This is a genomic window from Microbacterium sp. Ru50, assembly GCF_002920555.1.
In the GTDB taxonomy this organism is placed as follows: Bacteria; Actinomycetota; Actinomycetes; order Actinomycetales; family Microbacteriaceae; genus Microbacterium; species Microbacterium arborescens.
Map to the genome: position 1 here is coordinate 737,635 of NZ_PQSV01000001.1, position 15,997 is coordinate 753,631.

The window sequence follows — 15,997 nt, forward strand, 5'->3', positions numbered from 1 at the left end:
AAGGGATAGCCTACTCGCGACCGAGGTCGCGGTGCTTGAGTCGCACCGCCACACCCGGGAGGCCCGACAACCGCTGAGCGAGTTCGCGTGCTGTCACGACGGAGCGGTGCTTGCCGCCGGTGCACCCCACGGCGACCACCGAATGACGCTTGTTCTCCTCCTGGTACCCGCGCAGAACCGGGGCGAGGGCCGCAGCGTACGCGTCGATGAACTCGCGCGCATTATCGTGCGAGAGCACCTCCTCACGCACCGCGTCGTCCTCGCCGGTGAGTGCCTTGAGCTCGGGGTTCCAGAAGGGGTTCGGGAGGAAGCGCATGTCGGCCACGAGGTCCGCGTCCGGCGGCAGCCCGTACTTGAACCCGAAGCTCATGACGGTGACCGTGTGCCGCGCCGCGCCGTCGTCGGCGAAGAGATCGGCGATGTAGGTGGCGAGCTGGTGGATGTTGTCGCGAGAGGTGTCGACGATCACGTCCGCACTCTCGCGAATGGGGGCGAGTCGCTCGCGCTCGCGGCGGATGCCGTCGACGAGTGTGCCGTCGCCCTGCAGCGGGTGCGGCCGCCGCACGGACTCGAACCGGCGCACGAGCACCTCGTCGGCGGCATCCAGGAACAGGATCCGCAGAGCGCGGCCGTGTCGCAGCGCGCGGGTGATGTCGGGCAGCGCCGCGAACAGCTCGCCACCGCGCACGTCGACGACCGCCGCGACTCGCGGCAGCGCGTTGCCCGCGAGCTCACTGAGCTCCAGGAGCGGGCGCAGCATCTGCGGCGGCAGGTTGTCGACGACGTACCAGCCGAGGTCTTCGAGGGCGTTGGCGGCCGTCGTGCGTCCGGCCCCGGACATACCCGTGACGATGAGAATCTCGCCCGCCGGAACCTCGTCGGTCACCGTCACCACCCCTGTCTTTTCGCCGGTGTCCAGCCTATCCGTCCGCGAGGTGCCGGTGGATCGCCTCCGCGAGGCGGGGACCGATTCCCGGCAGCTCCTGGATCTCCTCGGGGGTGGCCTGCTTGAGCTTCGACACGGACCCGAAATGGCGCAGCAGCGCCTTGATGCGGGCCGCTCCCAGGCCGGGGACTTCGGAGAGCACCGAGGTGATGTCGCGTTTGCGCCGCTTGCGCTGGTGGACGATCGCGAAGCGATGCGCCTCGTCACGCAGTCGCTGCAGCAGATAGAGCGATTCCGAGGTACGAGGCAGGATGACCGGGTACTCCTCCCCCGGCAGCCAGATCTCCTCGAGCCGCTTGGCGATGCCGCAGAGCGCGATCTCCGTGTGCCCGGCGTCTGCGAGCGCCCGGGCTGCGGCCTCGACCTGAGGCTTGCCGCCGTCGACCACGAGCAGCTGCGGACGGTAGGCGAACCGCGGACGCTTGCGTGCCGTGACGACCTCGCCGTCGGCCGTCGCGTCGGGAACCGGCTCGTCCTCCTCGTCGGGCCGGTCGAGGTAGGCGAGACGTCGCGTGAGCACCTGGTACATCGAGTCGGTGTCGTCGGTGGTCTCGCTGACGCCGAAGATCCGGTACTGATCCTTGCGCGGCAGGCCGTCCTCGAACACCACGAGCGAAGCGACCACGTTCGTGCCCGACAGATGAGACACGTCGTAGCACTCGATCCGCAGCGGAGCCTCGTCCAGGCCCAGCGCTTCCTGCAGATCCGTCAGCGCTTGGCTGCGGGCGACGTAGTCGCTCGTGCGACGCGTCTTGTGGAGCATCAACGCCTGCTGGGCATTGATGCTGGCGGTCTTCATGAGGTCGGCCTTCCGCCCGCGCTGCGCGACCTGGATCGTCACGCGCCTCCCGCGGCGCGTCTGGAGCCACTGCTCCAGCTCCCCGGCGTCGCCCGGGAGCGTCGGGACGAACACATGGCGCGGGATGTCGGCGGCAGCGGCATCCCCGTACGTCCGCTGCAGCACCTGATCGACCAGATCGGCACCCGAGATGTCGATCTCCTTCTCGATGGTCGTCGCCCGGACACCGCGGATGCGGCCGCCGCGCACGACGAAGTGCTGGACGGCGGCGGCGAGCTCGTCCTCGGCGATGCCGAAGAGGTCGGCATCCATGTCGTCCTCGAGCACGAGCGCGCTCTTGTTCAGGACGGCATCGATCGCCTGCAGCTTGTCGCGGTAGACGGCGGCCGACTCGTAGTCCATCGCGGCGGCCGACTCGCGCATGCGCGTCGTGAGCTCGCGGGCGAACCGCTGATCGCCGCCCGACATGAAGGCGACGAAATCGTCGACCATCGCGCGGTGCTCTTCGATCGTGACCTTCATCGAGCAGGGACCGCCGCACCGGCCGATCTGACCGGGGAAGCACGGACGCCCCGAGGCCATGGCCTTCTTGTACGACGAATCGCTGCAGGTGCGGATCGGGAAGACCTTGATCATCAGGTCGATGGTCTCGTGCACCGCCCAGACCTTGGGGTACGGGCCGAAGTACTTCGCGCCGGGGATCCGGCGGTTGCGCGTCACGATCACGCGGGGCGCTTCATCGGCGAGGGTGATCGCCATGAACGGATAGGACTTGTCGTCGCGGTAGCGGACGTTGAACGGCGGATCGAACTCCTTGATCCACATGTACTCCAGCTGGAGCGAGTCGACGTCGGTCGCCACCACCGTCCACTCGACGGATGCCGCTGTCGTGACCATGCGCCGCGTGCGCTCGTGGAGCGTGTGCAGCGGCGCGAAGTAGTTCGACAGGCGCGCCCGCAGGTTCTTCGCCTTGCCGACGTACAGCACCCGCCCCTCCGCGTCGCGGAAGCGGTAGACGCCCGGATCGGTCGGGATCTCGCCCGCTTTGGGTCGGTAGGGAAGGACGTTCGCCACGTCAGCCCGCCTTGCGCGCCGCCGGGGCCCCCAGGATCTCGGCGAGGAACTGGCCGGTGTGACTCTCGGCAACACCCGCGACCTGCTCGGGCGTGCCGGTCGCCACGATCGTGCCGCCGCCGGCTCCACCTTCGGGACCGAGGTCGATGATCCAGTCGGAGGCCTTGATCACGTCGAGGTTGTGCTCGATCGTGATGACGGTGTTCCCCTTGTCGACGAGGCCGTTGAGGACCTCGAGGAGCTTGCGGACGTCTTCGAAATGCAGACCGGTCGTGGGCTCGTCGAGCACGTAGATGCTTCGGCCGTTCGAGCGGCGCTGGAGCTCCGTCGCGAGCTTGACACGCTGCGCCTCTCCGCCCGACAGCGTCGTGGCCGACTGACCGAGCCGGACGTAACCGAGCCCGACGTCGACGAGAGTCTTCAGGTAGCGGTGGATCGCCTGGATCGGCTCGAAGAACTCTGCCGCCTCCGAGATGGGCATCTCGAGGACCTCGGCGATGTTCTTGCCCTTGTAATGCACGGCCAGGGTGTCGCGGTTGTAGCGCTTGCCGTGGCACACCTCGCAGTCGACGTAGACGTCGGGCAGGAAGTTCATCTCGATCTTCAGCGTGCCGTCGCCCGAGCACGCCTCGCAGCGGCCCCCCTTGACGTTGAACGAGAAACGGCCGGGCAGGTACCCGCGCACCTTCGCCTCGGGCGTCTCACTGAACAGGGTGCGGATGCGGTCGAAGACGCCCGTATAGGTGGCCGGGTTCGAGCGCGGTGTCCGGCCGATCGGCGCCTGGTCGACGTGGACGACCTTGTCGAGGTTGTCGAGTCCGGTGACACGCGTGTGCTTGCCCGCGACGCGTCGCGCGCCGTTCAGACGGGTCGCGAGCACTTCGTAGAGGATGCCGTTGACCAGCGTGGACTTGCCCGAGCCGCTCACACCCGTGACGGAGGTCAGCACGCCGAGCGGGAACTCGGCCGTGACGTTCTTCAGGTTGTTGGCACGAGCGCCGACGACGGTCAGCATCCGCTTCTTGTCGATCTTGCGACGCTTGGTCGGCGTCTCGAGCGAGCGCCGCCCCGACAGGTAGTCGCCGGTCATCGAGTTCTCGTCGGCGAGCAGAGCATCATAGGGGCCGGAGTGCACGACGTTGCCGCCCTCGACACCGGCGCGCGGGCCGATGTCGACCACCCAGTCGGCTGCGGCGATCGTCTCTTCGTCGTGCTCGACGACGATGAGCGTATTGCCGAGGTTCTTGAGCTTGACGAGGGTGTCGATCAATCGCCGGTTGTCGCGCTGGTGGAGTCCGATCGACGGCTCATCGAGGACGTAGAGCACCCCGGTGAGGCCCGAACCGATCTGCGTCGCGAGTCGGATGCGCTGCGCCTCGCCGCCCGAGAGCGACCCGGCTGCGCGGCCCAGGCTCAGGTAGTTCAGCCCGACCTCGATGAGGAAGTCGAGGCGAGCGCGGATCTCACGCAGCACCGCTGCGGCGATCTTGGCCTCGCGCTCCGTGAGCTCGAGCTGGTTGAAGTACGTCTGCGCCTCGGCGAGGCTCAGCCGAGCGACGTCGGCGATGGAGCGCTCGTGGACGAGGACGGCGAGCACCTCCGGCTTGAGCCGGTCGCCGTCGCATGCGGGGCACGGGACCTCGCGCAGGTACTCGGCCCAGCGCTGACGCTGCGTGTCGGTCTCGGCCTGAAGATACTGACGCTCGATGTACGGGATGACGCCCTCGAACCCGGAGGCGTAACGCATCTCGCGCCCGTAGCGGTTCTTCCACTTGACGGTGACCTTGTAGTTCTCTCCGCGGAGCACCGCATCCTGCACGTCGCCGGGGAGGTCGCGCCACGGAGTCTTGAGCGAGAACTTCAGGTCGGATGCGAGCCCCTCGAGGAGGCGCTCGTAGTACTGGAAGAGCCCCTTGCCCTGCGTCGTCCATGGCAGCAGGACGCCCTCGGCGATGGAGAGCTCCTCGTCGCCCAGCATGAGCTCCGGGTCGACCGACATCCGGGTGCCGAGACCGGAGCACGTGGGGCACGCACCGAAGGGTGCGTTGAACGAGAACGTGCGCGGCTCGATCTCGGTGAGCTGCAGGGCGTGCCCGTTGGGGCAGGCGAGCTTCTCACTGAAGCTCTGCCACGCGGCGTCGCCCTCTTCGTCGACGAAGTTGATCTTGATGACGCCGCCGGCCAACGCGAGCGCGGTCTCGACGGAGTCGGTGACGCGTCCGAGCAGGTCGGGGCCGGCCACGAGCCGGTCGACCACCACCGCGATGTCGTGCTTGTAGCTCTTCTTCAGCGTCGGCGGCTCGGCGAGCGAGACGACGTCGCCGTCGACGACGGCGCGGGCGTAGCCCTTCGCGCTCAGCTCCTTGAAGAGGTCGACGAACTCGCCCTTCTTCTGCGTCACCACGGGCGCCACGACCTGGTAACGGGTGCGCTCGGGGAGCTCCATCAGCTGGTCGGCGATCTGCTGGACCGTCTGACGCTGGATCCGCTCACCGCACTCGGGGCAGTGCGGAACGCCGATGCGAGCCCAGAGCAGGCGCATGTAGTCGTGGATCTCGGTGATCGTGCCGACGGTCGACCGGGGGTTGCGGTTCGTCGACTTCTGATCGATCGAGACCGCCGGGCTGAGGCCCTCGATGAAGTCGACGTCGGGACGGTCGACCTGACCGAGGAACTGGCGCGCGTAGGCGCTCAGCGACTCGACGTAGCGGCGCTGACCCTCGGCGAAGATCGTGTCGAAGGCGAGGCTCGACTTTCCCGAGCCGGAGAGGCCGGTGAAGACGACGAGACTGTCGCGCGGAATGTCGAGATCGACGTCCTTGAGGTTGTGGACGCGGGCTCCGCGGACGCTGAGTTTCGATGAGGAAGCGACGGGGACGATGGGCACCGCACAAGTCTAGGTGGGGCCTCCGACACTGGCTCCGAGGTTCGCCCTGGGCTCACTCGCGACGGAGAGAAGCGGGCTCTCGAGGGACCCGCCGCCCCGCGAAGGGCCCGAGACCGTCCCGCAGAGCGGTCACGTCGTCGACGGTCATCCCGACCGCCGCCATGACCTGTTCGGGTACGCGCACGGCATCCGCCCGCAGCGCGCGGCCGTCGGCGGTGAGGCCGATCTCGAGCACACGCTCGTCGCCTCTGCGTCGCTCACGCGTGACGAGCCCCTGGGCTTCGAGGCGTTTGACGAGCGGGGACAGCGTCGCCGGCTCCATCGCGAGGTCGGCCGCCAGCTCACCCAACGCCTGCGGAGACGCCTCCCAGAGGGCGAGCATGACGAGGTACTGCGGATGGGTCAGACCGAGGGGCTCGAGGATCGGACGATAGATGGCCACGACGTTCCGGGCGGCGGTGACCAGCGCGAAGCAGAGCTGGTTGTCGAGCTTCAACATGTCGTCGGCGGAGTCCACGCTCGTATCCTATACGTCCTAATCGTTAGTACACTGATGATCATGACCGACCACGACCACCGTCCTCCCCTCCGCACCCGCGTCCGCGAGGCGGGCGGCTGGTACGCCTACGTCAACTCGCGCCTCATCCGCGCGGCTGGCCCCGCGTCGGTCGGCCCCTACGACGCCGAACCCGAACCGGAGCGCACCGGACGCGCGTGCCCGCTGTGCGGCCACCCCATGAACGAGCACGATGTCGACCGGACCGGCCCGAAGCCGCTTCTGCACTGCCCCCGCTGAGACCCAGACACGGCCGAGGCGTCAGGCGTGCCCGGCGCGCTCCATCGCGCGCAGTTCTTTCTTCAGATCCTGAACCTCGTCGCGGAGGCGCCCGGCCAGCTCGAACTTGAGTTCCGCTGCGGCGGCGAGCATCTGCTGCGACAGGTCTTCGATCGTCGCCTCGAGCTGCTGAGCCCCTTCCGCGGCGATTCCCTCACGTCGCAGCTGCGGTGTCGGGCTCTTGCCCTTGCCTGACTTGTTGCGAGCAGTCGCCTTGCCGTTCAGCAGATCGCGGGTATCGGATGCCTCGCGCGCGAGCGCGTCGGTGATGTCGGCGATCTTCTTGCGCAGCGGCTGCGGATCGATGCCGTTCTCGAGGTTGTAGGCGATCTGCTTCTCACGTCGGCGCTCGGTCTCCTCGATGGCCGCGGCCATCGAGTCGGTGATCTTGTCGGCGTACATGTGCACCTGACCCGAGACGTTTCGTGCCGCACGTCCGATGGTCTGGATCAGCGAGGTTCCCGAGCGCAGGAACCCCTCCTTGTCGGCGTCGAGGATCGCGACGAGGGACACCTCCGGCAGGTCGAGTCCCTCGCGCAGCAGGTTGATGCCGACGAGGACGTCGTACGCGCCCTGGCGCAGCTCGGTCAGGAGCTCGACGCGCCGCAGCGTGTCGACGTCGGAGTGCAGGTAACGCACGCGCACGCCGTGCTCGCCGAGGAAGTCGGTCAGCTCCTCGGCCATCTTCTTCGTGAGCGTCGTGACGAGCACCCGCTCGTCGCGCTCCACCCGGAGTCGGATCTCCTCGAGCAGATCGTCGATCTGACCCTTCGACGGCTTGATGATGATCTCGGGGTCGACGAGGCCCGTCGGACGGATGATCTGCTCGACGACGCCGTCGGCGATGCCCATCTCGTAGCGCCCCGGCGTCGCGGAGAGGTAGACGGTCTGCCCGACGCGCTCCTTGAACTCGTCGAAGCGGAGCGGGCGGTTGTCCATCGCACTCGGCAGACGGAAACCGTGGTCGACGAGGGTGCGCTTACGGGAGGCATCCCCCTCGTACATCGCTCCGATCTGGGGAACGGTCACGTGCGACTCGTCGATCACGAGAAGGAAGTCGTCGGGGAAGAAGTCGAGCAGCGTGTGCGGCGGCTCTCCGGGGGAACGACCGTCGAGATGCCGTGAGTAGTTCTCGATGCCCGAGCAGAACCCGAGCTGCTGCAACATCTCGAGATCGAACGTCGTCCGCATCCGCAGACGCTGCGCCTCGAGCAGCTTTCCCTGGCTCTCGAACTCCTTCAGGCGCTCGGCCAGCTCGTGCTCGATGGTGCCGATGGCGCGCTGGACCGTATCGGTGCCCGCGACGTAGTGCGAGGCCGGGAACACCGGAACGCTGTCCATCTTCTGCACGATGTCGCCCGTCAGAGGATGCAGCATGTAGAGCGCTTCGATCTCGTCGCCGAAGAGTTCGATGCGGATCGCGTACTCCTCGTACACGGGGATGATCTCGATGGTGTCGCCCCGCACCCGGAAGTTGCCGCGCGAGAAGTCCACGTCGTTGCGGTTGTACTGCATTGCGATGAACTTGCGGATCAGGGCGTCGCGGTCGTAACGCTCCCCCACCTGCAGCGCGACCATGGCGCGCAGGTACTCTTCCGGCGCGCCGAGGCCGTAGATGCACGAGACGGTGCTGACGACGACGACGTCGCGGCGGCTCAGCAGCGAGTTGGTGGTCGAGTGGCGCAACCGCTCGACTTCGGCGTTGATCGAGGAGTCCTTCTCGATGAAGGTGTCGGTCTGCGGAACGTAGGCCTCGGGCTGGTAGTAGTCGTAGTAGCTGACGAAGTACTCGACCGCGTTGTTCGGCATGAGATCGCGGAACTCGTTCGCCAGCTGCGCGGCGAGCGTCTTGTTGTGCGCCATGACGAGCGTCGGCCGTTGCACCTGCTCGATGAGCCACGCCGTCGTCGCGGACTTCCCCGTACCGGTGGCGCCCAGCAGCACGACGTCGGTCTCACCCGCGTTGATCCTGCCCGCGAGCTCGGCGATCGCCTGGGGCTGGTCACCGCTCGGGACGTATTCGCTGATGACCTCGAAGGGCCTCACTGAGCGCGTCGTCTGCATGATTCCAGCGTAGGCGGGGCCACCGACACCGGGCCCGGTCTTCGCTCAGAGCGTGCGCTCGTGCTAGCCGGTGGCCTCCGCCGTCAGCCGGTCCCACAGGGCGTCGACCTGCCGGAGCGTTTCGTCGAGGTCGCCCGCGGTGTCGATGACGACGTCCGCGATCGCGAGGCGCTCGTCATCCGGCACCTGAGCCGCGATCCTGCGGTCGGCCTCCTCGGCCGTCATCCCCCGCAGGTACTGCAGCCGCTCGCGGCGCACGGGGGCGGGCGCGTGCGCGACGACTATCGCGTCCCACGGGTCGTCGACGCGGGCCTCGACGAGCAGCGGCACGTCGTACACGACGACTCTCCTGCGCTCCTGCCCGAGCGCCTCGTCGAAGCGACGCTGCGATTCCGCGCGCACCGCCGGGTGCACGATCTCGTTCAGCGTCGTCCGCGCCTCCGAGTCGGCGAAGACGATGGACGCCAGCGCGGCGCGGTCGAGCTCGCCATCCGCCTTGATCACTGCCGGCCCGAACGCCGCGCGAATGGCCTCCAGGACGGGCGAACCCGCTCGCTGGACGTCTCGGACGATCGCATCGGCATCGACGACGACGGCACCGTGCTCCGTCAGTCGCCGTGCGATCGTGCTCTTGCCGGATGCGATCCCGCCGGTCAATGCGATCAGAGGCATACACCCGAGGATGCCATGGGCGCCAGACCCGGCGCGAGGTCGCGCGATCGATACGATGGAACCCTGACAACCCGCAGAAGGTGGGATCACCGTGGAACGTACCGCCGTCATCGTCGAAGACCAGGCCGACATCCGCAGCCTGCTTTCGGCGATCCTCGAGTCGAGCGGGTTCACCGTGCACGCCACCGAGAACGGGCTCGACGCGGTCGAGCTGATCCGAACCGTCGCCCCCGACGTCACGACGCTCGACGTCAACATCCCGGGGATCGACGGGTTCGAGGTCGCGCGCCGCGTCCGCGCGTTCAGCGACACCTACATCATCTTCATCTCGGCGTTCGTCGAGCCCGGCGATGCGGAACGAGGGCGAGCAGCCGGTGGCGACGAGTACCTCGGCAAGCCCTTCCGCCCGCGAGACCTCAAGGCACGCCTCGCCGCGATTCCGTCTCGACGGCGCCGCGACGAGGCGCCCGTCGACGACATCGTCCCTGCCGGGCTGGCGACGTTCGCGCCGGCCGGGTCCGCTTACGGTGACCTCTCCGTCGACGAAGGCGGATTCCGCGTCGCCGGCGCACCCGTCGACCTCGCGCCCACCGAATCGGCGGTGCTGCGCGACCTGGTCGTCGCGCATGGGCGCACACGGACGAAGCACGAGCTCGCCCTCTCCCTGCGCTCCCGCTCGCGCGCCGATGCCCCCGATGCCGATGAGGTCCGGGCGGTAGAGCGCAGCGTCGAGTCGCTGCGGCAGACGCTCGCCGCCGCGGCCGCCTCCACGCTGATCCTCTCGGACCAGGGCATCGGTTATCGCCTCGCGCCTTCCTGAGCCGACCCGTTCACGCGATCAGGAAGGCTCCGCGAGAAGCACGGCCGACGCCACCCCGGATGACGCGCGGGTCGCCGTCGTCGCGGCGACCTCGATGAGAGCGTCCCCGTCGTAGCCCACGACGTCGCTCAGGGCGACTCCGATCCCGATCGCGGGCAGCACTCCCCCCTCGACCGATGCGAGCGCCTCGAAAAGCGAGCGGTACAGCGCCATGGCCTGTCGCCGCGCGTCGGCCGCCGAGCTCACGACCGTGACGACGCCGATCCGCTCGGAGCCGACCTCGCCGACGACAGCGAGCGTCGGCGCGTTGGTCGTCATGGTGTCGCGCCACGTCTGCACGACCTCGTCGCCGACATCGAGGCCGAAAGCCGTCGCGATGTATTCGAGCCCGTCGAGCTCGATCACCCAGACCGCCATCAGCTCCCGCCGGGCTCGCGCGCGTTGGACGCTCACGGCGACAGCGCGGCGGAAGCCGGCGACCGAGACGATCTCGCCGAGGCCGGCATCCCGCCCCTCCGGCGAATCGGAGCCGCGGACACCGGCCCGGCCGGCACGCAGCACGGACGCACTCACGACTGCCGTGATGGAGAGGACGACGGTGAGGATGCTGGTCGGCACAGAGCCCACCCACAGCTGAAACGTCTCGCCGTAGCCGAACATCGACACGACGAGGATGCGCGCGAGATAGAACGCGGCCTGCACACCGAACACGAGACCCAGCGGGAGCGCCGTGCGGGATGCCCCGAGCGCGCCGCGGAAGCACTCCACCGAGGCAGCGGCCGCGGCGGCGCTCAGGGCGGCGAACATCACGAGGGAGCCGGACCAGTCGTCGCCGCCCAGTGCGAACTCGACGGACGCGGCGATCGCGGCGACGATGCCGGCGACCGCCACCAGCACGCCGGCCCCGCGTACCGTCCGCCGATTGTAGGCACGGCATCCGAGCCACATGAGCCCCGTGCCCACCACCGAAGCCGTGTTGCCGCACACGACGGCCCACGCGGTCTCAGGAGCGCTGGCCCACACGACATAGAACATCGTCGTCAGCACGGCGCAGAGGAACCCGACCGCCCAGAAGCGGCCGCTCTGCTCGGGACGCCGCACCAGCGTGTCGAAGACGAAGAGCACCGCGCACGCCAAGACCACGATCGCGGTGATCACGGATACGGAGAACTGGTCGATCATGACGGCGCCGCCCCCGGTCGACGGGCCGGAAGCGTCACCGAGAACGTCGACCCCACCCCCAGGACGCTGCTCACCGTGATGTCGCCGCCGTGCCTGCGGACGATGTCGCGGCTGATGGCGAGCCCGAGTCCGTTTCCGGTGACGGTGGAGTCCCGCACAGCGGCTCCACGGTAGTAGCGCTGGAACACCGAACCGAGGTCCTCCTCGTTGAGGCCCACACCCGAATCCTGGACTGCGATGAGCGCCCACTGATCGCCCACCGAGGTCGCCACTGACACGCGTCCGCGCGGGCGGTTGTACTTCACAGCGTTGGAGAGCAGGTTGTCGAGCACCTGACGGATGCGGACCGGGTCGGCGTACGCGCGGGCGGGTTCGACGCGGGACACATCGATCGTGATCCCGCGCTCGCCCGCGCTGACGAGGATGGACTCCACCGCGGCGTTGACGATCTCGACGAGATCGATGTCGGCCGGAGACACCGTCAGCTGGGCAGCGGACTTGTGCTGGCTCGACGCAGCGAGCACGTCGCCCACGAGACGCAGCAGCTGATCCGCATTCCGGTCGGCCACGCGCAGGTTCTCGAGCGCCGCCTCGGGCACCCCGGGAGTGTCGATCGCGAGTTCGAGGTACCCGAGGATCGAGGTGAGGGGCGTGCGCAGCTCGTGCGACACCGACGAGACCAATGCGTCCCGTTCTCGCAGCGCGTCGGTCTCGGCGGTGACGTCACGCGTGACGACGACGGCTCCGGAGTCGCGTCCGTCCGGCTCGATGATGCGCCGTGCCGACACGCTCAGGACGCGGCGGTCATCGTCGCGTCCGACCTGGATGCGCGCGTCGGTGAACGCCTCGCCACGGCGCACTCGGGCGAGCGGATGATCCTGCGGGTCGAGGGGCGTCGAGCCGTCCGCCGCATACACGTCGGGCTGTCCGCTCGTGCGGGATCCCCGTTGCAGCCGGGCGTGCGCATCGTTGATGATCGAGGCCGAGCCGTCCGTTTCGATGCGCGCAACGCCGAAGTCCACGCGGTCGAGAGCCTCCGTGAGCACCTGCTCGTGCCGGCGAGCTCGCTCGAGGGATTGCGTCAGCACCGTCGCCTGACGGTCGAGGAGGAGACGCTGAGCAGCGGCCCGCCTGCTGCTGAGATACGTGGAGGTGCTCACCGCGATCAGCAGCAGCGGCAGCAGAAGAAACCCGAACGAGGACGGCGACGCATGGATGACGGCCTCCGTCAGTCCGTACGCGGTCAGAGCGAGGACGATGCCCCCGATCCAGCCGACGGTGCCGAACCCGGCGGCGAGCCAGATCACGGGGAACACCCACAGCAGCCCGAATCCCCCGGTCGGTTCGGCGACCCGCATGACCCCGATCGCCGCGACGTCGCCGAGTGGGATCATCGCGAGCCACAGCGGCCGGAGGTGACCCCAGGGGACGATGATCGCGGCGCCGGTGAGCATGAACACGGCGGTGACCGCGAGGAAGAAGAGAGCGGTGTCACCGCGGAATCCGATGACGAGACCGGCGATCGCGACGACCAGCACCACAGACGTGGTGACGATCTGATTGAGCATCGCCGATCGCGTGCGGTCGCCGTCGCCGAGGACGACATCGACCCATCGCGGGGGCGCGGGGAGAACATATGTCGCCCGCGTGCGCTGCGGCGTGTCCGTCTCCATGATCTGAAACTATCGCGTCCCGGAGCAGCCCGGGCACGCGGCGGGCTGATGATCCCGACTGCGCACGAAACGGCGGAAGGGCCGGAGCACGAGGCTCCGACCCTTCCGTCGTGTCAGTGTGAACTCAGCGGCCCGACAGCTTCTCGCGCAGAGCGGCGAGAGCCTCGTCGTCGGCAAGGGTGCCACCGCCGGTGCTCGCGGACTGGACGTCCGACGAGAACGACGAGCCGTTGTCGGCGGGAGCCGCAGCCTCGGCCTCGAGAGCCTTGACGACGGCGGCCTTGTGAGCCTCCCAGCGACCCTGAGCTGCCGCGTACTCGGCCTCCCAGGCAAGACGCTGCTCGTCGAAGCCTTCCTTCCACTGGTTGGTCTCCGGGTCGAAGCCCTCGGGGTACTTGTACTCCCCGTTCTCGTCGTACTCGGTGACCATGCCGTAGAGGGCCGGGTCGAACTCGGTGCCGTAGGGGTCGACCGACTCGTTCGCCTGCTTGAGCGACAGCGAGATGCGGCGACGCTCGAGGTCGATGTCGATGATCTTGACGAAGACCTCTTCGCCGACCGACACGACCTGCTCGGCGAGCTCGACGTGCTTGCCCGACAGCTCGGAGATGTGCACGAGGCCCTCGATGCCGTCTGCGACGCGCACGAACGCACCGAACGGAACGAGCTTGGTGACCTTGCCCGGAGCGACCTGGCCGATCGCGTGGGTGCGGGCGAAGACCTGCCACGGGTCCTCCTGCGTCGCCTTCAGCGACAGCGAGACGCGCTCGCGGTCGAGGTCGACCTCGAGGATCTCGACGGTGACCTCCTGGCCCACCTCGACGACCTCGGAGGCGTGCTCGATGTGCTTCCACGAGAGCTCGGAGACGTGCACGAGGCCGTCCACGCCGCCGAGGTCGACGAACGCACCGAAGTTGACGATCGACGAGACGACGCCCTTGCGAACCTGGCCCTTGTGCAGGTTGTTGAGGAACGTGGTGCGCGACTCGGACTGCGTCTGCTCGAGCAGGGCGCGGCGCGAGAGCACGACGTTGTTGCGGTTCTTGTCGAGCTCGAGGATCTTGGCCTCGATCTCCTGGCCGAGGTACGGCGTGAGGTCGCGGACGCGACGCAGCTCGATGAGCGATGCCGGCAGGAAGCCGCGCAGGCCGATGTCGACGATCAGACCGCCCTTGACGACCTCGATCACGGAGCCGGTGACGACACCGTCGTTCTCCTTGATCTTCTCGACGTCACCCCAAGCGCGCTCGTACTGCGCACGCTTCTTGGAGAGGATGAGGCGGCCTTCCTTGTCCTCCTTCTGGAGAACGAGGGCTTCGACCTCGTCGCCGACCTTGACGACCTCGTTGGGGTCGACGTCGTGCTTGATGGAAAGCTCGCGCGAGGGGATGACGCCCTCGGTCTTGTAGCCGACGTCGAGGAGGACCTCGTCGCGGTCGATCTTCACCACGGTGCCTTCGATGAGGTCACCGTCGTTGAAGAACTTCAGAGTCTTCTCGACCGCGGCCAGGAAGTCCTCAGCAGATCCGATGTCGTTGATAGCGACCTGCTTGGTGGCCGGGGCGGTCGTTGCGTTAGTCATGTAGTGGGTTGTCCTTGTTGGGTCAGGGTGTCGGGCCGCGGATCCGGGCGTCATCTCGACGATGACGGGCTCGACCGCGGCGGATGGTTGTGGATGATGCGTCGTGAACGCATGGCGACAAGGCCACACGAGTGACGATCCAGAGTATCAGAGCGCGCCCGCGCGATTCCAGTCCCCAGCGCATCTCCGGCTCCCGGCGACATCCGACCCGAGGCTCTGGTCGACGGTCAGCGCGAGGGATCGACGACGCCGCCGACGTAGAGCCACCGACCGCGTATCCGCGTGAACCGGCTGACCTCGTGGAGTTCTCCCGAGTCCGTGCCGGAGCGCCACCGCGCCGTGAACTCGACGGTGCCCTCGGTGTCGTCGGGGCCGCCGGCCGCGCGGACGACCGTGAGCCCGGTCCATTGCTCGGGCCCGTCCGACTCGATGTCGTCCGGGCGCGTCACGGGATGCCAGGTGCGCGCCAGGTGGGCGCCGTCGCGGACGGCGAACGCGGTGTAGCGCGAACGCATCAGCTGTTCCGCGGTCTGCGCCGCCCGACCGTCGAGAACGGGGCCGCAGCACGACCCGAACGACCCGCCGCCGCAAGGGCAGGGGTCTGTGGCAGCCGGCCGCCGTCTCAGCGCCGCTTCACCGAACGACATGTCCACCCCGGTTCCGCATGCCTCAAGGCTACGAGACCGCCCCTGTGGACAGTTCGCACGCCCGCCCGGCGAGCCTCGGTACGTTCGGGACATGTTCGTCCGACGCCGTCATGCTGTTGCCGCTCTCGTCGCCGCTCTCCTTCTGACGAGCGGATGCGGCTCCCCCGCGTCGCCGCCTGCCGCACCGATGACCACGACGACCGCCTCCCCCGCCGACAGCGACGCCGCCGCTTTCGCCGCCGCCGAGGAGACCTACCGCGCCTACGTCGAAGCCCTCAACGCTGTCGACCTCGCCGACCCGTCGACCTTCGAGCCCGTCTACGCCCTCACCACCGGCGAGATACTCGAGTCTGATCGAAAGGCTCTCAGCGGCTACAACGCATCCGGAGTCACGATGAGCGGGCGGACGGAGGTGAAAGAGGTCGTCCCTCACTCTGTTGACGGCGATGTCGCGGAGCTTTACGTCTGCATCGACGTCTCGTCCGTAACTCTCACCAATGCCGACGGCGAGAGCATGGTTCCCCCTGATCGCGAACCAATACAAGCGATGCTGGTGACGGCCGAAAGGGACCCACAGCTCGACACTGGCGCGCTGCTGATCGATGTTGTCAGCACCCTCGAGGGGCCGACGTGCGACTGACGTCCTTCGTCTTGATCATCGTGAGTTTGACCGGCATCGCCACGCCCCCGGACGAACCACCCCGCGGCACAATCGGCAGCTGGTCAGCGAGCACAAGTCGAAGTGAAGTACACGTGGGAGCAACTGTTGAGCGGCCTGGCACTGCGCCGTCCGACTCGGGCAGCGATCCTCGTGTA

Annotated in this window: 13 protein-coding genes; 3 read left to right on the forward strand and 10 right to left on the reverse strand. The window is 68.1% G+C overall.

The features are described from left to right. Positions 1-10: 10 nt before the first annotated feature. From rapZ to C3481_RS03545, 4 genes are read right to left on the reverse strand one after another with little or no spacing between them, the layout of a single operon-like run. The gene (rapZ, locus tag C3481_RS03530) at positions 11-886 is read right to left on the reverse strand and encodes an RNase adapter RapZ (protein ID WP_036304946.1); all 876 of its coding nucleotides are present in this window, start codon (positions 884-886) and stop codon (positions 11-13) included. A gap of 34 nt (positions 887-920) precedes the next feature. After that, entirely contained in the window at positions 921-2,819 is a 1,899-nt protein-coding gene (gene uvrC, locus C3481_RS03535) for an excinuclease ABC subunit UvrC (protein WP_103840802.1), read from the reverse strand. A gap of 1 nt (position 2,820) precedes the next feature. Next, on the reverse strand, positions 2,821-5,706 hold the full coding sequence (uvrA, locus tag C3481_RS03540) for an excinuclease ABC subunit UvrA (RefSeq protein WP_023951480.1): 2,886 nt from the start codon (positions 5,704-5,706) through the stop codon (positions 2,821-2,823). Between the two features lie 52 nt (positions 5,707-5,758). Then, positions 5,759-6,205, reverse strand: a complete 447-nt coding sequence (locus tag C3481_RS03545; protein WP_103841992.1) for a MarR family winged helix-turn-helix transcriptional regulator — start codon at positions 6,203-6,205, stop codon at positions 5,759-5,761. 60 nt (positions 6,206-6,265) lie between these two features. Here C3481_RS03545 and C3481_RS03550 point away from each other — a divergent pair, with 60 nt between their 5' ends. After that, positions 6,266-6,502 (forward strand): hypothetical protein, encoded by a 237-nt coding sequence (locus tag C3481_RS03550; protein ID WP_374754835.1) that lies wholly within the window; start codon positions 6,266-6,268, stop codon positions 6,500-6,502. Between the two features lie 21 nt (positions 6,503-6,523). Here the strand turns inward: C3481_RS03550 and uvrB are convergent, their stop codons facing one another. Together uvrB and coaE are read right to left on the reverse strand one after the other, a co-directional pair. Further along, positions 6,524-8,605 (reverse strand): excinuclease ABC subunit UvrB, encoded by a 2,082-nt coding sequence (gene uvrB / locus C3481_RS03555; protein ID WP_023951483.1) that lies wholly within the window; start codon positions 8,603-8,605, stop codon positions 6,524-6,526. A gap of 63 nt (positions 8,606-8,668) precedes the next feature. After that, positions 8,669-9,277 carry a dephospho-CoA kinase gene (gene coaE, locus C3481_RS03560; protein ID WP_103840806.1) on the reverse strand — a complete coding sequence of 203 codons (609 nt, stop codon included), beginning with the start codon at positions 9,275-9,277 and terminating at the stop codon, positions 8,669-8,671. A 91-nt stretch (positions 9,278-9,368) separates the two neighbouring features. On the opposite strand from coaE, the gene C3481_RS03565 reads away from it, so the two are divergent. Further along, a complete protein-coding gene (locus C3481_RS03565; protein ID WP_103840808.1) occupies positions 9,369-10,097 on the forward strand; it encodes a response regulator transcription factor in 729 nt (242 codons plus the stop codon). A gap of 18 nt (positions 10,098-10,115) precedes the next feature. Here C3481_RS03565 and C3481_RS03570 read toward each other — a convergent pair whose 3' ends face one another. From C3481_RS03570 to C3481_RS03585, 4 genes are all read right to left on the reverse strand, one after another. After that, complete coding sequence (locus tag C3481_RS03570; RefSeq protein ID WP_103840810.1) at positions 10,116-11,279, reverse strand: diguanylate cyclase domain-containing protein; 1,164 nt, start codon at positions 11,277-11,279, stop codon at positions 10,116-10,118. Then, entirely contained in the window at positions 11,276-12,952 is a 1,677-nt protein-coding gene (locus C3481_RS03575; RefSeq protein ID WP_103840812.1) for a cell wall metabolism sensor histidine kinase WalK, read from the reverse strand. Before C3481_RS03575 ends, C3481_RS03570 begins: the two co-directional genes overlap by 4 nt. Positions 12,953-13,076: 124 nt before the next feature. Then, positions 13,077-14,534 carry a 30S ribosomal protein S1 gene (gene rpsA / locus C3481_RS03580; protein WP_023951490.1) on the reverse strand — a complete coding sequence of 486 codons (1,458 nt, stop codon included), beginning with the start codon at positions 14,532-14,534 and terminating at the stop codon, positions 13,077-13,079. Between the two features lie 227 nt (positions 14,535-14,761). Beyond that, positions 14,762-15,274: a YchJ family metal-binding protein gene (locus C3481_RS03585; protein ID WP_308457269.1), complete on the reverse strand. Its 513-nt coding sequence runs from the start codon at positions 15,272-15,274 to the stop codon at positions 14,762-14,764. Positions 15,275-15,368: 94 nt separating this feature from the next. Here C3481_RS03585 and C3481_RS03590 point away from each other — a divergent pair, with 94 nt between their 5' ends. Next, positions 15,369-15,821 carry a hypothetical protein gene (locus tag C3481_RS03590; protein ID WP_103840814.1) on the forward strand — a complete coding sequence of 151 codons (453 nt, stop codon included), beginning with the start codon at positions 15,369-15,371 and terminating at the stop codon, positions 15,819-15,821. Positions 15,822-15,997 lie beyond the last annotated feature (176 nt).